We start from the raw sequence: 24454 nt of genomic DNA on the forward strand, positions 1-24454 counted from the left end.
CGCTTCGCGCGAGCGGTGGCACCTGCACGGGAAGACTGCCGCCCCGTTGCGGGATAAACAGTGCTTGACGGTCTTAAAAATATGGTATGTGATATATCAACAACGACAGCCGCCATTCGCGACTCGGTGTTTTCCCTTGAAACAACCGCCGCAAAGCCTTGCAGATTCAGCGCAAAGCTACGGCTAGCAAGCTTGAGCAGCACGAACCTCGCGCCGTTTCTGTCTCGAAATTCGGCTTGATCCAATGTGATATATCACATACGGTATCTTCGAAGCCGTGAGACGTCGGTGCAGCCGGACGTATATCGAAGCGGACGCGTCCGTCGATAACCGTTGCACATCCGATAGATGAGGAGATGACCATGTCTGCAGTTGTTTCATCCCTGAGTCCGGCCACGGCCACCACGACCGCCGACGACACGCTCAAGCAGAAGACCCGCGACGCGGGCATCGTGTCTGGCGGCCATCTGGTTGCGAAGGCGCTGAAAAACGAGGGGATCGACACGATCTTCACGCTGTGCGGCGGCCACATCATCGATATCTACGACGGCTGCGTCGACGAAGGCATCCGCATCATCGACGTGCGCCACGAGCAGGTCGCCGCGCACGCGGCCGACGGCTACGCGCGCCAGACCGGCAAGCTCGGCTGCGTCGTGACCACCGCCGGCCCCGGCTGCACGAACGCGGTGACCGGCATCGCCACCGCGTTCCGCTCGGAAAGCCCGATCCTGCACATCGGCGGGCAGGGCGCCCTGACCCAGCACAAGATGGGTTCGCTGCAAGACCTGCCGCACGTCGACATCATGGCGCCGATCACGAAGTTCGCCGCGAGCGTATCGAGCACCGAGCGCGTCGCCGACATGATCTCGATGGCCGCTCGCGAATGCTTCAACGGCGCGCCCGGTCCCGCCTACCTGGAAATTCCGCGCGACGTGCTCGACCGCGAAGTCGACGCGACGCGCGCGATCGTGCCGCGGCCGGGCCGCTATCGCGCGTCGACGAAATCGATCGGCGATCCGCGCGACATCGAAAAACTCGCCGATATCCTCGTCAACGCCGAACGCCCCGCGATCCTGTACGGTCAGCAGGTGTGGACTGCGCGCGGTCACGAGGAAGCGATCGCGCTGCTGCGCGGCATCGAGATTCCCGGCTACTTCAACGGCGCGAGCCGCGGACTGCTGCCGCCCGGCGATCCGCATCACTTCGATCGCACGCGTTCGCAGGCGTTTGCGAATGCCGACGTGCTGATCGTGGTCGGCACGCCGTTCGATTTCCGCATGGGCTACGGCCGACGCATCAGCAAGGAATTGACGCTGGTGCAGATCGATATGGACTACCGAACCGTCGGCAAGAATCGCGATATCGATCTGGGCCTCGTCGGGGATCCGGGCGCGATTCTCGCTGCCGTGCTGCAAGCCGCGAGCGGTCGTATCAAGGACGACAGGCGTCAGGCGCGCCGCAAATGGATGGCGCAGTTGCGCGACGCCGAAGCGACCGCGACCGAAAAACTGCTGCCGCTGTTCCGCTCGAATAGCACGCCGATTCATCCGTACCGCGTCGCGTACGAACTCAACGAATTCCTGTCCGACGACACCGTGTATATCGGCGATGGCGGCGACGTGGTGACGATCTCCGCGCAAGCGGTGCGGCCGCGCCGACCGGGGCAGTGGATGGACCCCGGCGCGCTCGGCTCGCTCGGCGTCGGCACCGGCTTCGCGCTCGCGGCGAAGCTCGCGCATCCGCACAAGGAAGTGCTCTGCTATTACGGCGACGGCTCGTTCGGCATGACCGCGTTCGACATGGAAACCGCGAATCGCTTCGGCGCGCCGTATCTCGCGGTGGTCGGCAACAACTCGGCGATGAACCAGATCCGCTACGGCCAGCTTGCCAAGTACGGCGAGGAACGCGGCAACGTCGGCAATCTGCTCGGCGACGTGCCGTTCAACAAATTCGCCGAAATGCTCGGCGGCTATGGCGAGGAAGTGCGCGATCCCGCGCAGATCGCGAGCGCGCTACAGCGTGCGCGCGAAGCGATTCATCGCACCGGCCGCTCGGCGGTGGTCAACATCTGGGTCGACCCGCGTGAATACGCACCGGGCACGAAGAACCAGACCATGTACAAATAACCTTCATCGTTCAGGAGACACGACATGGCCAAGGCACTCGACGGTGTGCGCATCCTCGATTTCACGCATGTGCAATCGGGACCGACCTGCACGCAATTGCTCGCATGGTTCGGCGCGGACGTGATCAAGGTGGAACGGGCAGGCGCGGGCGACATCACGCGCGAGCAACTGCGCGATATTCCCGACGTGGATAGCCTGTACTTCACGATGCTCAATCACAACAAGCGCTCGGTCACGATCGACACCAAGCATCCGGAAGGCAAGCAGGTGCTCGAGGCGCTGATCCAGAAATGCGACGTACTGGTCGAAAACTTCGCACCGGGCGCACTCGACCGGATGGGCTTCACGTGGGAGCGGATTCAGGAATTGAATCCGCGCATGATCGTCGCATCGGTGAAGGGGTTCGGTCCCGGTCCTTACGAGGACTGCAAAGTCTATGAGAACGTCGCCCAATGCGCGGGCGGCGCCGCGTCGACCACCGGCTTCGACGACGGCCCGCCGATCGTGACCGGCGCGCAGATCGGCGATAGCGGCACGGGGCTGCATCTCGCGCTCGGCATCGTCACCGCGCTCTATCAACGCACGCATACCGGACGCGGCCAGCGCGTGCTCGCCGCGATGCAGGACGGCGTGCTCAATCTGTGCCGCGTCAAACTGCGCGATCAGCAGCGGCTCGATCGCACCGGCGTGATGAAAGAGTATCCGCAATATCCGAACGGCACGTTCGGCGACGCGGTGCCGCGAGCGGGTAATGCGTCGGGCGGCGGGCAGCCGGGCTGGATTCTGAAGTGCAAGGGGTGGGAGACGGACCCCAACGCATATATCTACTTCATCACGCAGGCGCCCGTGTGGGCGAAGATCTGCAACGTGATCGGCAAGGAAGAGTGGGCCACGGACCCCGACTACGCGACAGCGCCCGCGCGCCTGCCGCGACTGAAGGAGATCTTCGCCGAAATCGAACGCTGGACGATGACGAAGACCAAATTCGAGGCGATGCAGATCCTGAACAAATACGACATTCCGTGCGGGCCGATCCTGTCGATGAAGGAAATTGCCGAGGAGCCGTCGCTGCGCAAAACCGGCACGATCGTCGAAGTCGATCATCCGCAGCGCGGCAAGTATCTGACCGTCGGCAATCCGATCAAGCTGTCCGACAGCCCGACCGACGTCAAACGCTCGCCGCTGCTTGGCGAACATACCGATGAAGTGATGGCCGAGCTCGGTTATTCGGCCGAGCAGATCATGGCGCTGCGCACGGCTGGCGCGATCTAGGAGCGAGGCATGCAGACGTGGATGCGGTTCATGTCGGGCGACGGCGGCATCGTGTTCGGTCGTGTCGAAGGCGCCTACCTGCACGAGTACGAAAGTCTCGCGCAGCCGGTGCCGACCGGCGCGGTTCTGTCGCTGCGCGCACTGACGCCGCTGGCGCCGTGCGCGCCGGGCAAGATCGTCGCACTGTGGAATAACTATCACGCGCTCGCGGCGAAGCTCGACAAACCCGTGCCTACCCATCCACTGTTTCTGATGAAGCCGGCGGCGTCGGTAATCGGCACGGGCGAGCCGATCCACCGGCCACGGCATTACGCGGGCAAGATCGTCTACGAGGGCGAGCTCGGTATCGTGATCGGCCAGCGTTGCCGCGATCTGGATTTGCAGCAGGCGGAGGCGGCGATTTTCGGCTTCACGCTCGTCAACGACGTCACCGCCGCCGATCTGCTCAACGAGAATCCGCATTTTCCGCAGTGGTGCCGCGCGAAAAGCTTCGATACTTTCTGTTGTCTGGGTCCGGCCATCGTCTCCGGTTTCGACTGGCGGGCCGCGCGCCTGCTGACGACGCTCGACGGCGTCGAGCGTCAGAACTATCCGCTCGCCGATATGGTCTTCTCGCCGGCCGAGCAGGTGAGTCTGATCTCACAGGATCTGACGCTCGAACCCGGCGACGTGATCGCGTGCGGCACTTCGGTGGGCGTGGGTTCGATCAAGGACGGTGCAACGGTGTCGATCACGATCGATGGGATCGGCACGCTGAGCAATACCTTGAGCGCGGCGCCGCGCGACGAGCCACGGCGATTGGGCGATACCGCGAACGCCGGTTGACGAGGCCAGTGACCTCGGGCTCTTGCCTTTTCATCGCATCACGGAGGATCACGCATGCCACAAGCCTGTGGGAGTGCCGTGTTGATGGATCTGTTGCTGCTGCTTGCGGTGGCCGTCGCGATGGCGTTGGTCGCCGTGCTGACGGTGGCAGTGACCGTACTCACGCGACGACAGTTCGGCGGGCGTTCGGCGCATCGGCACACTTGCGTGCGCAAACGAGATCCAACACACAGGGCCCGGATGCTTGCATTGCTCGGCAGCGGCATTGGTTTGACGGTCGCGTCGATAGGCTTGATGGGTTACCTGTTGGCCGCGGCGCGCGAGAACACCGAACGCATCGAACTATTTTCAGCCGTATTGCTCGGCGCGCTGATCTTCGCGACCTGTGCGATCGCTTTCTGCAAACTGCGCGGCGTATTGCAACTCGAGGCGGCCGCGCTGCCGGGCCATCACGTCGTCAATCTGTTTGCGCTGCTGTTATGCGGCTGGCTCGGTTACAGCTTCGTCACCGAACAGGCACAGCCATTCGGACTCGCGGCATTGCTCGCGACGGGCGCGCTGGCAATGGCGATGGGCGTGCATCTGATGCTTAGCCGCGAGTACTCGGCCGACCCCGCTCACGCGGCGCATCACGACGGTTGCGCACCGCGCATGCGTACGGTCGCCGCGCGCAGCGAGGGCCTCGCGATCGGCAAGCCGGGCCTGCTCGCGAACATCGAGTGGCATGGTGGAGAAGAGCAAACCTGGGCGCTTCGCGATGTCGCGCCGGCGGTGATGCGCTTGAGCGCCTGGGCAGATCGTCGGAATGCGCGTGACGGTAGACGAAGTAATGGGCGCCAGCGCGACGGTTCACGCAAATGTACACACAAGCGGCCGGTTCATTTCACTACGCGCCGCTAGTCGACAATGCATACACCTCTGACAAACCTGGTTGCCAATAGCGAAGACGGCGGGATGATGATCCCGCCGCCCGAGTCTTGTTCAATGCTTCTAGTCACCAACCGCCGCGGCGAATTCGCTGTAGTACTGCGTCTTCCTGTGCAGAATGAGTTGCGCGAGAAAGTCGGCATCGTACGCGCGATGCAGATGGCTGTGATAGCGCTCGATATAAGCGGTGATTCGCGCCAACTCGCCATTGAACTCTTTCAGCATGTCGAGCGTCGCGCGGTCCCAGCGAAACCGCAGCCCGAGATCGCTGAACGCGGCATTGTAGGCGCTCAGATGCGCATCGTCGGGATGGTCCTCGTGATCCGCCGCCGCTGTGCGAGCGTTGCGTGTACTGATACGGGATTCAACCGGAGTGTGGTTCATGATCGGCCTCCTCGGCTCGCAAGTGAGAGAACTCGCTTGCAGCATAGAAGTCGCGATCGATTTGCAATAGTTAAAGTTTTATTGGCTTTCCATAGCTTAAGGCTTATGCACGCTCAGTTCCTTCACGCGCGTGATCTTTTCGATCAGATTGGCGCCTTCCTCCATCAGGAAGCGTTTGAAGGCGACGGCGACCGGCGGCAGACGTTTGTTCTTCCGATGCACGACGTACCAATTGAGCATGACCGGAAAGCTCTCGACGTCGAGCACGACCAGATGACCCAATTGCAATTCGAGGCTGATCGTATGGGCGGACAGAAACGCGATGCCCATTCCGGCAATGACCGCCTGCTTGATCGTCTCGGTGCTCTTGATCTCCATCGCGATCTTCAGATTGGACAGTCGGCCGGCAAAACCCTCTTCCATCGAATTCCATGTATCGGAGCCGCGTTCGCGCACGATGAACGCTTCGTTCGCGAGTTGACTGAAGCGGATATTGCGCTTGTGCGCAAGCGGATGAGTGGGCGCCGCGACGATCACGTACGGATGCGGCGCGAACGGTTCATTGGTCGCGTCGGTTTCGTGCGGCGGACGCACCATCACCGCGAGGTCGGTCTGATTGGTCGCCAGTTGATGCAGCAGTTCTTCGCGGTTGTGCACCGCGAGATTCAGATCGACACCCGAATAGCGACGCGTGAATTCGGCGAGAAGGCGCGGAAAGAAATAGTCGCCGGCGCTGATCACGGCGACATTCAGCTTGCCGCCGGAGACGCCCTTCAACTGGCTCATCGCTTCGTCGACTTCATGGAACTGCTGCATGATCGCGCGACTGTAGTGAAGCATTTCGGTGCCGGCCGGCGTCAGATAAATCTTTTTGCCGAGTTGCTCGAACAGAGGCAGCCCCGCATGTTCTTCGAGTTGCCGGACCTGGGTGGAAACGGCTGGCTGAGTCAGATGCAATTCTTCCGCGGCGCGCGAAAAACTCAGGTGGCGCGCCACCGTTTCAAAGACCTTCAGTTGCCGCAGAGTTGCATTGCGCATCGTCATGGTCGATGTATAAGGAAACGTGAATCGACATAATAACAAACTTTAATTATGAGTAATTCAGCGATGACCCTAGCATGAAACCCATAACAAGCCGAATAGCCACTGCAATACGCGGGTTAACGCATAGATATGTGGGGCGGCGGACTCAATAGCGGGGAATAAGCTGCAATGCTTACCGGCACGAAGCGTGGTTATGGTCGGAATAAAGCAAGAACTATCATCGAAACGCGGGTTCGGGGGATTTGCGGAAAAGCATGAAAGCATCGACTTCGAGATTTCCCGAATAGCGAAGTTCTCGGGCCATAACGATAAGGCGGGACGCATCCAGCGCGGCGCGTAAGCCGGCTGCACTAAATAAATAGTGGAGACAAGGCTCATGGACAATATCACTCAGCAATCGACGACGGGTATGTCATGGCGTAACCGATGGTCGCAATTGGTCATCGGCATGATATGCATGGCGCTGGTGGCGAATCTGCAATATGCGTGGACGTTATTCGTGGCTCCGATGCATGCGCGGCATAACTGGAGCGAGGCGTCGATCCAGCTCGCGTTCTCGATCTTCATTCTGACCGAGACGTGGCTCGTGCCGTTCGAGGGCTGGCTCGTCGATAGATTCGGGCCGCGCCCGGTGGTGGCAGGCGGCGCGCTATGCGCGGGTTTGTCCTGGATTCTCAATTCGTATGCAACGACGCTCGGCATGTTGTATTTCGCCGCGGTGATTGGCGGCATAGGCGCGGGCGGCGTGTACGGAACATGTGTCGGCAATGCGCTCAAATGGTTTCCCGACCGGCGCGGTCTCGCCGCTGGTTTGACGGCCGCGGGCTTTGGCGCGGGTGCGGCGCTGACGGTGATTCCGATTGCAAACATGATTACGCGCCGCGGCTATGAAGAGACGTTCCTGTTCTTCGGCATCGTGCAAGGCGTCAGCATTCTGCTGCTCGCGATGCTCCTGACGCGGCCGATCCTGCGTCAGGCAGGGGTACGCAAGAGCCGCTTCGCGGTGTCGAAAGTCGATTTCACGTCGCGACAGATGATCAAAACGCCAGTGTTCTGGGTGATCTACGCGTCCTTCGTCGCGGTCGCGGCGGGTGGTTTGATGGCGACCGCGCAGATCGGCCCGATCGCGAAAGACTGGGGCATAGCGCGCATTCCGATGTCGGTCTTCGGCGCGACGTTGCCGCTGCTGACTCTCACGCTGTCGATCGACAATATCTTCAACGGCTTGACGCGTCCGCTGTGCGGCTTCATTTCCGACAAGATCGGCCGTGAAAACACGATGTTCGTGATCTTCATCGGCGAGGGACTCGCGTTGCTCGGCATGATGCAGTTCGGCAGTAATCCGTATGCCTTCATGGTCTTTGCCGCGCTGATCTTCCTGTTCTGGGGCGAGATCTTCTCGATCTTCCCGGCGACGTGCGCGGATACGTTCGGCAGCAAGTATGCGGCCGCCAATGCAGGGACGTTGTACACCGCGAAGGGTACGGCCTCGTTGCTGGTGCCGATCGCGTCGGTACTCGCGGCGACGGGCGGCTGGAACCTCGTCTTCATCGTTTCCGCCGTCATCACGATCGCAGCGGGCATTTCCGCGAAGTTCATCCTCGAGCCGATGCGCACGCGCTGGATCGAATCGCACGATGAACCTCAGGGCGCGCTGGCCGTCGCGGGTCATGGCAATGGCAATGCGTCGAGAATGAGTCACTGGCCGGAACAGTCCGGCGAATAACGTGAGCGTCGCGCGCCCGGAACCGACGCCATGAATGTTTCGTTGCAGCAGCTCAAGGTATTCGTCGCGGTCGCGCGCGAGCGCAGTTTCACGCGCGCGGCGCGCGAGTTCGATCTGACGCAGTCGGCCATCAGCCGTTGTGTGCGTGAACTGGAAGACGCGGTTGAATTGAAGCTATTCGATCGCACGACACGCCAGGTCGAACTGACGAATGCGGGTGCGAGTCTCGAGAGAAGAATCGGCCGGCTGCTCGACGAAATCGAATTGACGCTGCTCGAAGAGCGCGCTGCTTACGACGGACACACGGGCGTCGTGTTATTCGCGAGTAATCCGGTGTTGTCGTCGGGCTGGGTGCCGCGGGCTTTGGCGCAGTGCGCGTCGGTTTATCCCGAACTGGTCGTGTCGGTCAAGGATCAGCCTCAATGCAGCGTAATGTCCAGTGTCGAGCAGGGTGAAGTGGATTTCGGCGCGGTCTGCGTGACCGCACCCGTCGATAGTCCTCTCTTACATGCTCAGGTACTTTTCACTACGCCACTGCATGCGGTGCTTCCATCCGTACATCCGCTAGCCCGGAACGACAGCATCGAATGGCACGCGTTGCGCGATTGTCCGCTGATCACGCTGAATGCCGATACCGGCGTGCGTGCCGCGCTCGAACCCGTACTCGCCGCGAACGAATTGAAGCGCCGGCCGATGCAGGAACTCGGACACGTCGCGGCGGTAGCGCGCATGGTCGAATTGGGACTGGGTGTCGGCGTATTGCCTGTCGATGCGCATTGGCCTTCGCCGGGCGCTTCGTTGGTGAGTCGTCCGCTGGTTCCCGAAGCGACATTGACGACGGTACTCGTGCACCGCAGAAACCGCTCGCTTCGTCCCAATGCGGCTGCTGCGTGGGCGCAGTTCGTCGCATCGACGACCGGTCATGCGCGCATCGCGGACGAAGTGCCTGCCGCAGCCGCTGCTGCAACGCAAAGCTTCAGCTGGCAGTCGGTGCGGCAAAGCCTGTTGCCGGAACCTTTGATAGGGGCCGACCGAAAAGCTCGCGCGATGCGCGGCATTCGATCGATGCGCCGCCAGTCAGCCACATAACGTCCTACTCAAGGAGCTTCATGATGGATATCCAGTCCGACCTCAGGCAACATGATCTGTTGATCGACGGCAAGCGCATGCCGCCAGGCACCGGCGAATATTCCGTCGATATCAACCCCGCGACCGAAGATCCGATCGCGCTGGTCGCGCAAGGCAGCGCCGCCGACGTCGATGCCGCGGTGCGCGCGGCGCGCAGCGCTTTGAAGGTATGGAATTCGATTCGCGCCGCCGAACGCGGTCGTATCCTGCAACGGCTCGCGGGCCTGATGCGCGAGAACATGGAAGAACTCAGCGCGCTCGAAAGTCTCGACTGCGGCAAGCCGATTGCCGCGGTGATGCGTCAGGACGTGCCCGCCGCGATCGATACCGTCGAATACTACGCAGGCTGGTGCGACAAGATCAACGGCCAGGTGGTGCCGACGCGTCCCGATGCATTGACCTATACGCTGCGCGAACCGGTCGGCGTGGTCGCTGCAATCGTGCCGTGGAATTTTCCGCTGATGATCGGCATGTGGAAGATCGCGCCCGCGCTCGCATGCGGTTGCACGCTGATCGTCAAGCCTGCCGAGATCACGCCGCTCACCGCGTTGCGCATCGGCGAGTTGGCGCTCGAAGCGGGTGTGCCGCCGGGCGTGCTCAATATCGTCACCGGCAAGGGTAGTGTGGTGGGCGACGCGCTGGTGTCGCATCCCGGTATCGACAAGGTCACGTTCACCGGTTCGCCTTCGGTCGGACGAGGCATCCTGCAGGGCGCGGCGGGCAACTTCAAACGCGTGACACTGGAGCTCGGCGGCAAGTCGGCCAACGTGATCTTTGCCGACGCGAATCTCGACAATGCGGTGCGCGCCGCGGCGTCGGGCGTGTTCTTCAATACGGGGCAAGTGTGCTCCGCTGGGTCGCGGATACTCGCGCATCGTGACGTGTATGACGAAGTGGTCGAGCGTCTGGCTACGCGCGCGAAGTCGATCAAGGTCGGCGATCCGTCGCTGCGCGAAACGTCGATGGGACCGCTGATTTCGGCCGCGCAGATGAAAACCGTATTGAGCTATGTCGACACAGGTCGCTCGGAAGGCGCGTCGCTCGTGACGGGTGGCGCGCGCGTCGGCAATCGCGGCTTTTTCGTCGAGCCCACCGTGTTCGCGAATGTCGAGCACGAGATGCGCATTTCGCAGGAAGAAATCTTCGGGCCCGTGGCAAGCGTGATTCGGTTCGATGACGAAGCGGACGCGGTCCGCATCGCCAATGGCACATCGTATAGTCTCGCGGCCGGCGTATGGAGCGCTGACCTGAGCCGCGTGCATCGCGTGGCGCGCGACCTGAAGGCGGGCACGGTGTGGATCAATACTTACGGCTATACGGATGTGCGTTTGCCATGGGGTGGTGCTGGCGATTCGGGCTTCGGTCGCGAGCATGGCGATGTCGCGATCGAGAATTTCACTGAACCGAAAGCGGTGTGGGTGGCGATCGATCAATAGCGGCGAATGTGAAAAAGGATCGGATGCATGGCATCCGATCCTTTGAGTCGCGGTGCAAGACGAAAAGGAGTATCTGGTCAATTACCCTGTAAAGCCATCTTCTCGCGCAATTTGATCAGTGCGAGTACGACGTCGATGGTGGGTGTCGGTTCGGCAACGAGTCGGCCCATTTCCTGCACGACGGTCAGCAAAGGATCGATTTCCATCGGCCTGCGGTTCTCGAGATCGACGAGCGTCGACGTCTTGTGCGCACCGACCGCGCCCGCGCCATCAATACGCCTTTCCACGTCCACACGAAAGTGCACGCCGAACTGTTCCGCGATTCGCTTCGCTTCGAGCATCATCGTGCGTGAAACCGCCCGCGTGCCCGGGTCGCTCGTGAGGACATCGAGCGTTGCATGCGTCAATGCGCTAATCGGGTTGAAGCACAGATTGCCCCACAGCTTGAGCCAGATCTCGTCGCGAATGTTGTCGCGAATCGGCGCTTCGAAGCCGGCTGCCTGCATGATCTCGTGCAATTGCTGAATGCGCGGGGTGCGTTCGCCACTCGGTTCGCCGATCGGGAACTTCTTGCCGTACACGTGTTTGATAACCCCCGGTTCGACGATTTCCGCCGCCGGATAGAGTACGCAGCCAATCGCGCGCTCGGGGCCGAGCTTGGTCCACTGCGAACCGTCGGGGTCGACGCTCGCAAGGCGAGTGCCGGCAAAGCGTCCGCCATGCTGATAGAAGTACCAATATGGAATGCCGTTGACGCCGGTAACGATCGCTGTGTGCTTGCCGAGCAGTGGCTGCATCGAATCGACCACGCCGGGCAGCGAATGCGCCTTCAGCGTGACGATGACGACGTCCTGAACGCCGAGTTCGCTTGGGTCTGAAGTACAGCGCACCGGCGCGCTGAATGTTTCGCCATCCATGATGAGGCGCGCGCCGTGCTCACGCATGGCCGCCAGATGCGGGCCGCGCGCAATGAAGCTGACGTCCGCGCCGGCGCGCGCCAATTGCACGCCCATTAAACCGCCAATCGCTCCCGCTCCGAAGATGCAGATCTTCATGATGTCGCTCCGTGACGATGAAAAAGCCGTTCGCCCAATGCCGCATTGCACCACTTCGCGGCCGGTCACGGTTCGAGCATAAGGTGGAGCAACGAAAGCTGATAGTTAAAGTTTCTCCGTCGATGTATTAGCTATTCGTTATGAAAAGGCCTCACCTCAGGCACGCCGAACCAGCAGAAAACTCACGCCGATCGCAGCGAGAAAGCCGCCGCAGCAGCGATTGAACCAGCGGCGGATCTTCGCGCGCATCAGCCACTTGCCGAGATACATACCGGCCCACGAATACAGGGCGATCGCGACCCATTCGAGTACCAGGAAGCTCGCGCCGAGCGCGGCGAATTGCGGCAGTATCGGTTGCGCGACGTCGACGAATTGCGGCAGAAACGCGGTAAAAACCAGAATTGCCTTCGGATTGCCGGCCGCGACGAAGAACTCGTGCCGCGCAATGCGCGTGAGCGCGGCTTCCTGGGGTTGCGATGTATCGATGGCGGGCGCGTCGCTGCGCCACAGCTGGACCGCGAGCCAGATCAGATAAGCGGCGCCCGCGAGTTTGATCGTCAGAAAGATCCACTCAGACGCATGCAGCACGACGGCGAGACCGGTCGCGGCGAGCGCCAGCATCATCGCGAAGGCGAGCAGCCGGCCGCTGCCGCCGACGAATGCCTTGATGAAGCCATGCCGTGCGGCGACGTTGATCGAAAGCAGGTTATTGGGCCCGGGTGCGAGGTTGATGGCAAAGCAGGCGGGCAAGAAGAATAGCCAGGCGGTAAGGGACATGACGGCTGCATTCCGAACGGGAGATCACGATGCATCGCGCGGAGGATCGCGCGCGATGCGTTACCGGGATTGTAGCGAAACCGCGCCGCGCTTCCGCCGGCCGCGTGTTCAGTTCACCGCCTTGATAAAGCCAGGGTCGCCGATCAATGTATCGACGCTGAGCTTGACCGTGTCTTCGATCGCGATCGTGTTGCTGGTGAATTTCGGCGACTTCTGCTTCACGGTGCGCGTGGTCGTGTACATGACTTTCTGGGTTGCCGCATCGACGACCACGTAGTGCATCTTCAGTGTCCACAGCGCCGGCGAGCGCTTATCGTCCACCGTGAAGGCTTCGATGCTGCCACTGAGCACGCGCTTGTTGTCGTCGATACGGAAACCGGCCACTCGCAGACTGTTCGCGACGCCATTGCGCACGACCAGGCTGACCTCGTCCTTCAAGACGAGCCCGGTCATCGCGGTGTTTTCGATGCGGTTCGGGGAGACATGACCGTCGCGCGCGGGCAGATACGCGAAGTCGCTTGCAGGGGCGACGCTGAGCGAGCCCGTGCCGTGGGTCTTCGGGTGCGTCGCGCTGGCGCTGCTGTTCAGGCCGAACCATGACCACGAGCACGCGGACAACAGCGTGGGCAGCAGCACGGCGCCGCAGCCCTTGAGCACGACGGATCTCAACGGCGAACGCGCAGCAGCCATGCGGGAGAAAGCGGCGGTCGAAGTCAGAGGAGTTGCCCTTTTAAGTGGAGTCGGCCCGGTGAAGAACAGCATGGTAGCAGCGAACCTTGCGTCTGGCTGGCTAGCCCGGCCATCATAACGGGCCGCAATAGCGATGGACATCGGGACAACGCCCGAAGGGGGTTCGCCGCAGCCGCTCAGAAAAAGCCCGCCTTTCCCTGCGTGATATCGGTCAACGTTGCCTTGGCGCCGTCGAGCGCATTGGCGGGCACGCGCATCGTCATCTTCACCAGCATGCCGTAGGCGCTGTCCACCAGTGCATAGCCTTCGGCGTCCATCCATCGACGGACTTTGGCTTCGTCGGCATAACTGACTTCGACGCCCAGCGAAACCTGGGCAATCCTCTCGACGCGCGGCGCGTCGAGCAGCGCGGACGCGATCGCATCGGTGTACGCGCGCACCAGACCGCCCGCGCCGAGCTTCACACCGCCGTAATAGCGCACGACGGCCGCGAGCACGCCATCCAGATCGTGATGCCGCAGCACTTCGAGAATCGGCCGACCGGCGGTGCCGGACGGTTCGCCGTCGTCGGACATGCCGGATTGGCCGCCCGCGAGCAGCGCCCAGCACACATGTGTCGCGGCCGGATGTTCGTCGCGCAGACGCTGCAATTCGTCCATCGCGGCATCGCGATCGGCGACCGGGAGCGCATACGCGATGAAGCGGCTCTTGCGAATCTCGAGTTCCGCGCTCAGCGGCGCGGGCAGGGTATAGGTGGGCAAGGCGGAAACGTCGGTGGATGAAAGAACGCACGCGGTACGCGCCGCGATGTCCGACATGGTAACGGATCGTCCACGCGAGCGAGGCGCCGAGGGCAGGCTCGCGGGTTCGACTACAATGGTCCGCTGAACGCGCGCCCGTCATTTCGATGCTGCGCATCGCGAGGAGACGACATGCTTGACCTATCCACGTTGGGGACTTTCGTTGCCGTCGTGCTCGGGCTCTTTCTGATTCCTGGCCCGGCCGTGCTGCTGGTTTTGACGCGCACCATGCACGGTGGACGCAAGGCCGGCATTCTGACCGGTCTCGGCATCGCAGCCGGCGACTTCGTGCATACGCTGGGCGCCGCGGTTGGCCTCTCCGCGCTGCTGATGACGTCCGCGCTCGCGTTCAATGCGGTGAAATTCGTCGGTGCCGCGTATCTCGTCTATCTGGGCATTCGCGCGTTGCGCGAAAAGCAGGCGAGTGCGCATCTGCCGGTCGTCGCGCCGGTGTCGGGTTCGAAGGCGTTTTTGCAGGCGATTCCCGCCGAAGTGCTGAACCCGAAGACCGCGCTGTTTTTCCTCGCGTTTCTGCCGCAATTCGTACGGCCCGAGCATGGCTCGACGTTCCTGCAGTTCGCGACGCTCGGGCTGATTTTCGTTGCCATGAGCGCGCTTTACACGACGCTGATCGTCCTGACGATGCGGCCATTGGGCAAACTCGTGAAGCGTTTGACGTGGTTGACGCGCTGGCAGAACAAGCTCATCGGCGTGCTGTTCATTTCGCTTGGCCTGCGCGTGGCGGTGCAAACACGCTGAGTGTGGGTGCGCGACTGGCACGCGCGATTCAGGAGACAGCGATGAATGAAGACTCAACCTCGACGGCGCGCGCGCTCGAGTTCTGGTTCGACTTCGGCAGCAACTACAGCTATCTGAGCATGATGCGGGTCGAAGCGTTGGCGGCCGCGCGCAACGTGACGATCGTCTGGCGGCCGTTTCTGCTCGGCCCGGTATTTCGCCAGCTTGGGTTCGAGAACTCGCCCTTCGTGTTGCAGAAAGAAAAAGGCGCATACGTGTGGAAAGACATGGAGCGTCAATGCCGCAAATACGGCCTTGCGCTCACGCGTCCCAGCACGTTTCCGCGCGCGGCGCTTCTCGCGATGCGCATCGCGCTGCTGGGTGCGAACGAGCCGTGGATCGGCGCCTGGTGCCGCCAGATCATGCAGTTGAATTTCGTCGGCGACCGCGACATCGGCTCGATCGACGTCGTCAGCGAAGCGCTCGACTCGCTTGGCTTACCCGTGCAGAGCGTGATCGACGCCGCGCAAAGCGACGCGAACAAGCTCCGTTTGCGCGAGCAGACCGAACGGGCCATCAGCAAGGGCATCTTCGGTGCGCCGACGTTTTTTGTCGGCGGCGAGATGTTCTGGGGAAATGACAGGCTGGAGGACGCGTTGGACTACTGCGACACGATCGGCACGCCAATGAACGTCGAACGGAGCGCTCAATCAGCCTGCTGACAGAAGCGCCGGCCAGGTACATGAGAGACCACGGCCTGAGCGATTTCGAGTGGAGTACTTTCGGCGGGAACGACGCGGCGGCTCGATTCGGGCTCGTGCTTCATCGTCCATTCGACGAGCCGGTATGAACGGCCCCAAGGCTGTTGCAGCGGATCGGAGACCTTGCAGGAATGAATCTGGCGAGTCCATTGATGGCCGCGCATCGCACGCAGGTGTTCGACTACCATCTCTTCAACCATGATTTACCTCCTTCTTCTTGTGCGCGGGACCATTCGCGGCCGCGTTTTCGGCACCCTTCAAGAAAAAACGCCGCCGATGTTCTGGCGGCTCAACAGGGGATGAAGTACATACTTGCAGCGAACAATTAAGCGAAACTTAAGAACCGCAATCATTACGCAAACGGATCTCGCAGCGTGTAAGCGAGTGCAAGCGAATGCAAGCGAGCGTTGACAACAGTGGGCGCGCACGCCCACATGCCGGCCGACGCGTCGCGAGCCTGCCCTCAAGACCCCGGCGGATCGGCCGTTATCAGTAGAGTTGGGGCGTCGACCCCGTTCGCCTTCAGGGCCGCCTTGCCGATACCGTGACGAAACTCGCCCAAACGCCGCTTTCCGAGCGCCTTCGCTCGCTCGTCGACACCGTGCAGCACAACGAGCGCACGTTGCGGCGCTTCCAGAACGTCGAGTTGCATTTGATCGGCGCGCAGGATTTCGCGTCGTTTCTCGATACCTTGTTCAGCCATCTGCCGCGCGAGTTCGCTCTCGCGAACGTGCTGCTGTGGCTCGACGACCGCGCGCCGATGCTGCTCGAACTGCTCGAGCCGGACAACCTGCAAGCGCTCGATCATGCACAGCTGAAGACCTCGCGCGAGGGTGGTCTCATCGCGCGGTCTTTGTGCGAGGACGATCGGCCGTGGCTCGGCCGCCCTGACGAGCTCGACGACGCGCGCCGCGCGTTCTTCGGCGCCGTGACGGCCCAAGTGCCGGCCAGCGCGATCCTGCTGCCGCTCGCCGCGGGCAAGAACGTCAGCGGCTATCTATGCCTCGGCAGCGACGACCCCGCGCGCTTCGGCGAGGGCATGGCCACCGACATCCTGGAGCGCTTCGCGAGCATCGTCACCGCGAGTCTCGACAACGTCGCGCATCGCGAGCGGCTCAAGCAACTCGGCATGACCGATGCGCTGACCGGCCTCGCGAATCGCCGGTATTTCGACGAGCGGCTGCGCGAGGAGTTGATGCGCGCGGTCCGTTATCGCGCGCCGGTCGCGTGTCTGTTCATCGATATCGACGGTTTCAAACTCATCAACGATAGCCACGGCCATCAGATCGGCGACCGCGCGCTCGCGGCGGTGGCGGCCTGCGTGCGACAGCAGGTGCGGCTTGGCGACACCGTCGCGCGCTATGGCGGCGAGGAGTTCGCCGCGCTGCTGCAAGGCGATCGCAGCGACGCGCTGACCGTCGCCGAGCGCGTGCGGCGGGCAGTCGAGAATCTCGACGTGCGCGACGTGCACGGCGAGCGCATCGCGTTGTCGGTGTCGATCGGCGTGGCCGCGCGCGTGGTCGCGGGCAGCCCGGCCGACGCGATGTCGCTCGGTCAGGCGATGATGGACGAGGCCGATCGCGCGATGTATCAGGCCAAGCACAACGGCCGCAATCGCATCGAGGCGCACGCCGATGCGCTCGATGAGCAGGGCTGATCGAGCGGCGCCAACACCAACAATAACTGCGCGTCACACTCCGGCCGCATCCGGCGGCACCCCGAGCAGCTGCAATGCGCCGCCCATCACACCGCTGAACACCGGTCCGGCGACCGTACCGCCATAGAACGCCTTGCCGGCCGGGTCGTCGATCATCACGGCGACGATCAGGTGCGGATCGCTCATCGGCGCCATACCGACGAACAGCGCGCGGTAGCGATTCGGCGCGTAGCCCGCGCCGATCTGCTTGCGCGCGGTGCCGGTCTTGCCGCCGACGCGATAACCCGCCACGCTCGCGGCGCGTCCGGTGCCGCCATCGCCCGTTGCCATTTCGAGCATGTTGCGGATCGCGCGCGCGGTGCCGGGCGTCGTGACCGGTTGGCTGCGAGCGGCGAACGGCGTCGGCTCGTCCGCATCGCGCGGCTCGCGCAGCAGGCTCACGCGCCGCAGCGTGCCGTCGCCGGCATAGGCGGTGTAGACCTGCGCGATTTGCAGCAGCGATACGGACAGCCCGTAGCCGTACGCCATCGTGGCCTGCTCGACCGGGCGCCAGCGGCGATATGGCCGCAGCTTGCCGGCGGCCACGCCAGGGAAGGGCAGCTCGGGCTTCATGCCGAGCCCGTATTGCTGGTACTTGGTCCAGATCGTTTCGGCCGGCAGGTTCAGCGCGAGTTTCGCGAGCGCGATATTGCTCGACTTCTGCACCGCCTCGGCGACCGTCATCGCGCCGTGATTCGACGTGTCGTGAATCACGGCCGGGCCGATCCGATACCAGCCTGGCGCGGTATCGATGATGCTTTGCGGCCGCACCCTGCCTTCGTCGATCGATAGCGCGACGACGAGCGGCTTGATCGTCGAGCCCGGCTCGAACGTGTCGATCACCGCGCGGTTGCGCAGTTGCCGGCCGGACAGGTGCGTGCGGTCGTTCGGATCGAAGCTCGGATAGTTGGCGAGCGCGAGGATCTCGCCGTTGCGCGCATCGAGCACGACCACGCTGCCCGCTTCGGCGCGGTGCTGCGCGATCGCGGCTTTGAGTTGCGTGTACGCGAGTTGCTGGATGCGCCGGTCGATCGTCAGCTGGATCGTCGCGCCGTTGCGCGCGGGCACGAGCGGCCGCGTCTCCGAGATCACGCGGCCGAGCCGGTCGCGAATCACCTCGCGCTGGCCCGGCACACCTTGCAGCCGCGCGTTGGCGGCGAGCTCGACGCCCTCCTGGCCGTTGTCCTCGATGTCGGTAAAGCCGACCACGTGCGCGGCCGACTCGCCCTCGGGATAAAAGCGTTTGGTGTCGGCGACCTGCGTGATGCCGGCGAGCCCGAGTCGGGACAGATGCTCGGCGGTGTCGGCATCGAGCTGGCGCTTGAGCAGCACGAAGCTGCGCTCGCCGTTCAGACGCCTGCGCAGTTCCGCGGGCGGCAGATCGAGCAGCCTGGCGAGCGGCGCGAACGCGCTTTCGTCGACGAGCTTCGGGGTGGCCCAGATTTCGCACGTCGCGAGACTGACCGCGAGCATCGAACCATTGCGATCGACGATCCGGCCGCGCGTCGCGTCGAGCTCGAGCAGGCGCTGATAGCGCTTCTGCCCCTGGTCGACGTAGAAGTCCTGATTCACGACCTGCACCCAGAACGCACGGGCGGCGAGCGTCGCGAACGCGGCGAACACGAGCAGCACGATGAACTTCGAGCGCCACGCGGGCAGCCGCGCATCGAGCAGCGGGTTCTTCGCGGCTAACGCATAGGGATCGGGCGACGGAGGTTTTTTCTGGCGGATCATGGCGGCGGGCAGCGGACGTTACGTACCTTCGATTGAACAGGGCCGCCAAAACCACGTGGCCTGGCGGCAAGGACTTTCGCTGGGCCGAGTGTAAACAAAACGTAATTCAAATGCGAGGGATGTGAAAGACGAAGTGTTTGCCTTCGAGCAACCGCTAGCCGAGCCGAAGCTCAAAAACGAACAGCCGCGCGGACTTGCAAAATCCGCGCGGCTGATTCGTTCGATTGATGCGTCGACTCCGACGCGGCGTGTTGATGAGGCGCTCCCTGCCTGTGGAGCGCCTTCTTTTTATGCGCGCCCGTCGCGGGCGCGGCGCAGAAGCGTCAAGCCGGCAACGCGAAACTCGCAATCGCGTCGCGCAACACGCCGACCTGGTCCTTCAGCGAATGCGCGGCGGCCGCGGCCTCTTCGACCAGTGCCGCATTCTGCTGCGTGACCTGGTCCATCTCGCCGACCGCGCGATTGACCTGCTCGATGCCCGCGCTCTGCTCGCGCGACGCGTGGCTGATCTCTTCGAGAATTTCGTTGACGCGCCGCACCGACTGCACGATCTCGCCCATCGTCGCGCCCGCGTTGGCGACCAGCGACGCGCCGGTCTCGACGGTATCGGTCGAGGTTTCGATCAGCGCCTTGATCTCCTTGGCGGCCGTCGCCGAGCGCTGCGCGAGGCTGCGCACTTCGGCCGCGACCACCGCGAAGCCGCGGCCCTGTTCGCCGGCGCGGGCCGCTTCGACGGCCGCGTTCAGCGCGAGGATATTGGTCTGGAACGCAATGCCGTCGATCACGCCGATGATGTCGCCGATCTGCCGCGAGCTTGCGGTAATCTCGCCCATCGTGCGCACCACGTCGTCGACGACGCGGCTGCCGCGCGTCGCGACGTTCGCGGCGTCGCTCGCGAGTTGCGCGGCCTGGCTCGCGCTGTCCGCGTTCTGCTTCACGTTGACCGTCATCTGATCCATGCTCGACGCGGTTTGCACGAGCGCCGCCGCCTGCTCCTCGGTGCGCTGCGACAGGTTGGTGTTGCCCGCGGCGATTTCGTTCGCGCCGACGTTGATGTTCTCGGTGCCCTGGCGCACGCGCGAGACCGTGTCGACGAGTCCCGCCTGCATCGTGCGCAGCGCATGCAGCAGGCTGCTGTTGTCGTGCGGCGCGATCGACACCGGCGTCGCGAGATTGCCTTGCGCCATCAGCCGCGCATGCTTGACCGCCGCTTCGAGTTCGCCGCCGAGCGAGCGGCGGATGCTGCGCAGCACGATGAGCATCACGACCGTGGAGAGCGCGCCGAGTGCGACCGTGATCGCCAGCCAGCGCAGCAGGTTGCGGTAGAACGCGCTTTGCACGTCGTCCATATACATGCCGGTCACGAGGTACCAGTCCCATGGCGCGAAGTGCATCGAGTAGCTGGTCTTCGCAACGGGCTGTTCGCTGCCCGGTTTGGCCCACAGATAGTCGACGAAGCCGCCGCCGTCGTGATTGCCTGCGTTGACGATATCGACGAACAGATGATTGCCGGCCGGATCGGTGAACTGTGCGAGGTTCTTGCCGATCAGTTCGGGCTTGAACGGATGCATCAGCATGACCGGCTGCGAGTCGTTGATGGACAGGTAGCCGTCCTTGCCGTAGCGCATCGCGCCGAGCGTCGCGAGCGCCTGTTTTTTCGCGTCCTCCTCGGACAGCGCATGCTGCTGCACGAGCGCGTAGTAATGGGCGGTGACGTGGTTGGCCTCTTCGATCAGCGAGCGCAATTGCTCGCGTCGGTCCGAGATCATCGACGCGCGGTTCTGCCACGCGCCGAACGCGCCGATCAGGATCAGGCCAACCCACAGCACGGCGATCATCGACGTCAGTTTTCGGTTCAGAGTCATAGCGAGGGGAATGGGATTTCTGGCCTTAGGGTCTAGTGGTTTGCGGTCGGATGCCGCTCGCTGTGTTAACGGCGGGAAATCGTGTTGGTCGAGGCAGGGGAAACCCTCTGTTTTACATCGCCATTCATCTGATTAATAAGCGGATTTATTGAGTGTTTTAGCGGCGCTGGTATGCGCGCAATTCGAAAAAGACATTTGCTAAGTATTCGGGAATCTGAATTAATTGGCGATTTGCGATAAAGCGCAGGGCATTGAAAAATGCGCACGAAAATCGACATAAAAACGGGCGGCACGAAGTGCCGGACAACCTGCCGAGCCAAATCCAGCAAGGTTCGCATCACATTCCACAAAACGCCAATCCAATCCAAAAATCTCATTAATTGACTGCGAATGCAAAAAACGACACATTTTTCCACTTAAGAGCAACCACGAAAAATCGCTGCGGCATTCCAAAAGACTCGCCATAAAAAATTCCGCTATAGTCGCCGTTTTCCGATTGCCAGCCGGGCATAGAAGAACGTCAATCCGCCCGCCACCAGGAGTCCCGAAGAATGAATGCACGCGAACCCGCTTTCGTTTCCCAGTCCCGCAGTGCGCGCCTGCGCCAGATGCTCGTCAGCAGTGAACTCGAATTCATGATGGAGGCGCATAACGGCCTGTCCGCGCGCATCGTTCGCGAAGCCGGGTTCAAGGCGATCTGGGGCTCGGGCCTCGCGATCTCCGCGCAGTTCGGCGTGCGCGACAACAACGAGGCGAGCTGGACGCAGGTGGTCGATACGCTGGAATTCATGGCCGACGCGAGCGATCTGCCGATCCTGCTCGACGGCGACACCGGCTACGGCAACTTCAACAATGTGCGCCGCCTCGTGCGCAAGCTCGAACAGCGCGGCATCGCCGGCGTGTGCATCGAGGACAAGCAGTTTCCGAAGACCAACAGCTTCATCAATGGCGAGGCGCAGCCGCTTGCCGAGATCGACGAATTCTGCGGCAAGATCAAGGCCGGCAAGGACTCGCAGAACGACGAGCATTTCTCGATCGTCGCGCGCGTCGAGGCGCTGATCGCGGGCTGGGGCATGGACGAAGCGCTGCGCCGCGCGGAAGCGTATCGACGGGCAGGCGCCGATGCGATCCTGATTCACAGCAAGCTGTCGCGCCCCGACGAGATTCTCGAATTCGCGCGCGAATGGGCCGGCCGCGCGCCGCTCGTGATCGTGCCGACCAAGTACTACAGCACGCCGACCGAGGTGTTCCGCGAAGCGGGCATCAGCACCGTGATCTGGGCGAACCATCTGATCCGCGCGGCGACCTCGGCGATGCAGGCGATCGCGAAGGAAATCCATGCGAGCGAGACGCTCGTCAACGTCGAGGACAGCATCGCGGCGGTCAACGAAATCTTCCGTTTGCAGGACGCCGACGAATATTCGGAGGCCGAAGACCGCTATCTGTCGGGCGGCCGCGCGGCCGGCTCGGCCGTCGTGCTCGCCGCGAGCCGCGGCAAGGGCCTTGAAGCGTTGACCGGGGAGCGTCCGAAGGTGATGCTGCCGATCGCCGGCAAACCGCTGCTGCGCAGGCTCGTCGATGCGTTCAAGAAGCAGGGCGTCAACGACATCACCGTGGTCGGCGGCTATCGCGCCGACGCGATCGATACCGCGGGCATCCGCCTCGTCGTCAACGAGCAGCATGCGCAGACCGGCGAACTCGCGTCGCTCGCATGCGCACTCGATAAACTGAGTGGCGACACCGTCATTTCGTACGGCGACCTGCTGTTTCGCAGCTACATCCTGCGCGATCTGGTGGAAAGCGAGGCCGCCTTCAGCGTGGTCGTCGATTCGTCGCTGACGGATACGGAGAACGCGAGCGTGCGCGATTTCGCGTGGTGCTCGGCCGCCGACGACCGCGGTCTGTTCGGCAACAAGGTCGTGCTGCGGCATGTCGCGAGCGGGCGGGAGCAGTCGTCGGCGGCGAGCGCCGCGCAAGTGCCGCATGGCCGCTGGGTGGGGCTGCTGAACGTGCGCGGCGCGGGCCTTGAACGCCTGCAAGCGGTAATGCGCGGCTTGCGGACGCGCGACGATTTCGCGTCGCTCGACATGCCCGCGCTGCTGAACGCGCTGATCGAAGCGGGCGAGTCGATCGAGGTGCAATACGTGCACGGCCACTGGCGCGGCGTCAACGATCTCGACGATTTCCGCCGCGCGGGCGACTTCGCGCACGCGCAGGCTCCGTTCGCGACGGCCGTCGACGGCGCAACGGCGAACGATGCACACGGAGGCGCGCAATGATCGAAGCAGCACAGTTCGTCGAGGCGGCGCGCGAGCGCGGTTTCGACTGGTATGCGGGCGTGCCGTGCTCGTATCTGACGCCGTTCATCAACTACGTGCTGCAGGACGAATCGCTGCACTACGTGTCGGCGGCCAACGAGGGCGACGCGGTCGCGCTGATCGCGGGCGTCACGCTCGGCGCGAAGAACGGCCGGCGCGGCATCACGATGATGCAGAACTCCGGGCTCGGCAATGCGGTGAGCCCGCTGACCTCGCTCACCTGGACTTTCCGCCTGCCGCAACTGCTGATCGTCACGTGGCGCGGCCAGCCGGGGGTTGCCGACGAGCCGCAACACGCGCTGATGGGCCCGATCACGCCGGCGATCCTCGACACAATGGAAATTCCTTGGGAGACGTTCCCGACCGAGGCCGCCGCGATCGGCCCGGCGCTCGATCGCGCGATCGCGCATATGGACGCCACCGGCCGTCCGTACGCGCTCGTGATGCGGAAGGGCAGCGTCGCACCGTATGAACTGAAGGACGGCGGCGCGCCCGCGCGGCGGGCGCCGGTCGAGGCTCGTGCGCAGTTCCGCGCGCAGTTCGGCGATATCGCCGAGAACGAACTCGCAACGCGCCACGACGCGCTGCAAAAGGTCATCGCGCATACGCCGCTCGACTCGACGGTGGTGCTCGCGTCGACCGGTTTTTGCGGCCGCGAACTCTATGCGATCGACGATCGCGCGAACCAGCTATACATGGTCGGCTCGATGGGCTGCGTGACGCCGTTCGCGCTCGGCCTAGCGCTCGCGCGCCCGGACCTGCGCGTGGTCGCGCTCGACGGCGACGGCGCCGCGCTGATGCGCATGGGCGTGTTCGCGACGCTCGGCGCGTACGGTCCGTCGAACCTCACGCACGTACTGCTCGATAACGGCGCGCACGATTCGACCGGCGGCCAGGCGACGGTGTCGCCGCAAGTGTCGTTCGCGGGTGTCGCGGCCGCGTGCGGTTACGCGTCGGCGGTCGAGAGCGACGATCCGGCAGTCATCGACGAACTGTTCGCGGCGCCGCCGCTCGACGGGCCGCGCTTCGCACGCCTGACGATCCGCCGCGGCACGCCCGCCGGCCTGCCGCGCCCGACCATCGCGCCGCCCGATGTGAAGACGCGCCTGATGCGCCACATCGGCGCGATCTGAACCCTATGCCAACAGGAGC

The 24454-nt window shown here is 63.2% G+C and carries 22 protein-coding genes; 12 read left to right on the forward strand and 10 right to left on the reverse strand.

Annotation, left to right across the window (positions count from 1 at the left end):
• Window positions 1–362 precede the first annotated feature (362 nt).
• The 4 genes from AB3X96_RS08050 to AB3X96_RS08065 are packed head-to-tail and all read left to right on the forward strand — an operon-like array spanning window position 363 to window position 5123.
• Window positions 363–2126 (forward strand): thiamine pyrophosphate-binding protein, encoded by a 1764-nt coding sequence (locus AB3X96_RS08050; protein WP_368589281.1) that lies wholly within the window; start codon window positions 363–365, stop codon window positions 2124–2126.
• A 24-nt stretch (window positions 2127–2150) separates the two neighbouring features.
• Window positions 2151–3398, forward strand: a complete 1248-nt coding sequence (frc, locus tag AB3X96_RS08055) for a formyl-CoA transferase (RefSeq protein ID WP_368589282.1) — start codon at window positions 2151–2153, stop codon at window positions 3396–3398.
• A gap of 9 nt (window positions 3399–3407) precedes the next feature.
• The gene (locus AB3X96_RS08060; RefSeq protein WP_368589283.1) at window positions 3408–4223 is read left to right on the forward strand and encodes a fumarylacetoacetate hydrolase family protein; all 816 of its coding nucleotides are present in this window, start codon (window positions 3408–3410) and stop codon (window positions 4221–4223) included.
• Window positions 4224–4277: 54 nt separating this feature from the next.
• On the forward strand, window positions 4278–5123 hold the full coding sequence (locus AB3X96_RS08065) for an NAD(P)(+) transhydrogenase (Re/Si-specific) subunit beta (RefSeq protein ID WP_368589284.1): 846 nt from the start codon (window positions 4278–4280) through the stop codon (window positions 5121–5123).
• Window positions 5124–5213: 90 nt separating this feature from the next.
• Here AB3X96_RS08065 and AB3X96_RS08070 read toward each other — a convergent pair whose 3' ends face one another.
• Window positions 5214–5534 (reverse strand): hypothetical protein, encoded by a 321-nt coding sequence (locus AB3X96_RS08070; protein ID WP_368589285.1) that lies wholly within the window; start codon window positions 5532–5534, stop codon window positions 5214–5216.
• Window positions 5535–5630: 96 nt separating this feature from the next.
• The gene (locus AB3X96_RS08075) at window positions 5631–6578 is read right to left on the reverse strand and encodes a LysR family transcriptional regulator (protein ID WP_176107657.1); all 948 of its coding nucleotides are present in this window, start codon (window positions 6576–6578) and stop codon (window positions 5631–5633) included.
• Window positions 6579–6954: 376 nt separating this feature from the next.
• Between AB3X96_RS08075 and oxlT the strand changes: the two genes are divergently transcribed.
• Genes oxlT through AB3X96_RS08090 form a run of 3 tightly spaced genes read left to right on the forward strand, consistent with a single transcriptional unit; the run spans window position 6955 to window position 10868 of the window.
• On the forward strand, window positions 6955–8304 hold the full coding sequence (gene oxlT / locus AB3X96_RS08080; protein ID WP_368589286.1) for an oxalate/formate MFS antiporter: 1350 nt from the start codon (window positions 6955–6957) through the stop codon (window positions 8302–8304).
• 30 nt (window positions 8305–8334) lie between these two features.
• Window positions 8335–9393 (forward strand): LysR family transcriptional regulator, encoded by a 1059-nt coding sequence (locus AB3X96_RS08085; RefSeq protein ID WP_368589287.1) that lies wholly within the window; start codon window positions 8335–8337, stop codon window positions 9391–9393.
• Window positions 9394–9416: 23 nt separating this feature from the next.
• Window positions 9417–10868, forward strand: coding sequence for an aldehyde dehydrogenase family protein (locus tag AB3X96_RS08090; protein WP_176107660.1), 1452 nt, complete (start codon window positions 9417–9419; stop codon window positions 10866–10868).
• A gap of 77 nt (window positions 10869–10945) precedes the next feature.
• Here AB3X96_RS08090 and AB3X96_RS08095 read toward each other — a convergent pair whose 3' ends face one another.
• The 4 genes from AB3X96_RS08095 to AB3X96_RS08110 all read right to left on the reverse strand — a co-directional run bounded on the left by AB3X96_RS08095 (window position 10946) and on the right by AB3X96_RS08110 (window position 14208).
• Entirely contained in the window at window positions 10946–11923 is a 978-nt protein-coding gene (locus AB3X96_RS08095; RefSeq protein WP_176107661.1) for a 2-dehydropantoate 2-reductase, read from the reverse strand.
• Between the two features lie 156 nt (window positions 11924–12079).
• Window positions 12080–12700 carry a LysE family translocator gene (locus AB3X96_RS08100; protein WP_176107662.1) on the reverse strand — a complete coding sequence of 207 codons (621 nt, stop codon included), beginning with the start codon at window positions 12698–12700 and terminating at the stop codon, window positions 12080–12082.
• Window positions 12701–12808: 108 nt separating this feature from the next.
• Window positions 12809–13390 (reverse strand): hypothetical protein, encoded by a 582-nt coding sequence (locus AB3X96_RS08105; RefSeq protein WP_368589288.1) that lies wholly within the window; start codon window positions 13388–13390, stop codon window positions 12809–12811.
• Between the two features lie 176 nt (window positions 13391–13566).
• Window positions 13567–14208, reverse strand: a complete 642-nt coding sequence (locus tag AB3X96_RS08110; RefSeq protein WP_368589289.1) for a YigZ family protein — start codon at window positions 14206–14208, stop codon at window positions 13567–13569.
• Between the two features lie 114 nt (window positions 14209–14322).
• Between AB3X96_RS08110 and AB3X96_RS08115 the strand changes: the two genes are divergently transcribed.
• Window positions 14323–14949: a LysE family translocator gene (locus tag AB3X96_RS08115; RefSeq protein WP_013091224.1), complete on the forward strand. Its 627-nt coding sequence runs from the start codon at window positions 14323–14325 to the stop codon at window positions 14947–14949.
• 41 nt (window positions 14950–14990) lie between these two features.
• Window positions 14991–15650 (forward strand): 2-hydroxychromene-2-carboxylate isomerase, encoded by a 660-nt coding sequence (locus AB3X96_RS08120; RefSeq protein ID WP_368589290.1) that lies wholly within the window; start codon window positions 14991–14993, stop codon window positions 15648–15650.
• On the opposite strand, the gene AB3X96_RS08125 is transcribed toward AB3X96_RS08120, so the two are convergent.
• A complete protein-coding gene (locus tag AB3X96_RS08125) occupies window positions 15635–15889 on the reverse strand; it encodes a DUF2866 domain-containing protein (RefSeq protein WP_368589291.1) in 255 nt (84 codons plus the stop codon). The two genes, AB3X96_RS08120 and AB3X96_RS08125, sit on opposite strands and share 16 nt — an antisense overlap.
• A 344-nt stretch (window positions 15890–16233) precedes the next feature.
• Between AB3X96_RS08125 and AB3X96_RS08130 the strand changes: the two genes are divergently transcribed.
• Window positions 16234–17346: a DUF484 family protein gene (locus AB3X96_RS08130; protein ID WP_368589292.1), complete on the forward strand. Its 1113-nt coding sequence runs from the start codon at window positions 16234–16236 to the stop codon at window positions 17344–17346.
• 33 nt (window positions 17347–17379) lie between these two features.
• Here the strand turns inward: AB3X96_RS08130 and AB3X96_RS08135 are convergent, their stop codons facing one another.
• From AB3X96_RS08135 to AB3X96_RS08145, 3 genes are all read right to left on the reverse strand, one after another.
• On the reverse strand, window positions 17380–19119 hold the full coding sequence (locus AB3X96_RS08135; protein ID WP_368589293.1) for a peptidoglycan D,D-transpeptidase FtsI family protein: 1740 nt from the start codon (window positions 19117–19119) through the stop codon (window positions 17380–17382).
• 323 nt (window positions 19120–19442) lie between these two features.
• Complete coding sequence (locus tag AB3X96_RS08140; RefSeq protein ID WP_368589294.1) at window positions 19443–20984, reverse strand: methyl-accepting chemotaxis protein; 1542 nt, start codon at window positions 20982–20984, stop codon at window positions 19443–19445.
• A gap of 219 nt (window positions 20985–21203) precedes the next feature.
• Entirely contained in the window at window positions 21204–21449 is a 246-nt protein-coding gene (locus tag AB3X96_RS08145; RefSeq protein ID WP_368589295.1) for a hypothetical protein, read from the reverse strand.
• Window positions 21450–21535: 86 nt separating this feature from the next.
• Here AB3X96_RS08145 and aepX point away from each other — a divergent pair, with 86 nt between their 5' ends.
• Together aepX and aepY are read left to right on the forward strand one after the other, a co-directional pair.
• Window positions 21536–23263, forward strand: a complete 1728-nt coding sequence (aepX, locus tag AB3X96_RS08150; protein ID WP_368589296.1) for a phosphoenolpyruvate mutase — start codon at window positions 21536–21538, stop codon at window positions 23261–23263.
• Window positions 23260–24435: a phosphonopyruvate decarboxylase gene (gene aepY / locus AB3X96_RS08155; protein ID WP_368589297.1), complete on the forward strand. Its 1176-nt coding sequence runs from the start codon at window positions 23260–23262 to the stop codon at window positions 24433–24435. The genes aepX and aepY overlap by 4 nt, the downstream gene beginning before the upstream one ends.
• Window positions 24436–24454 lie beyond the last annotated feature (19 nt).

The sequence above is a fragment of the Paraburkholderia sp. BR13439 genome (assembly GCF_040948805.1).
Lineage (GTDB): Bacteria > Pseudomonadota > Gammaproteobacteria > Burkholderiales > Burkholderiaceae > Paraburkholderia > Paraburkholderia youngii.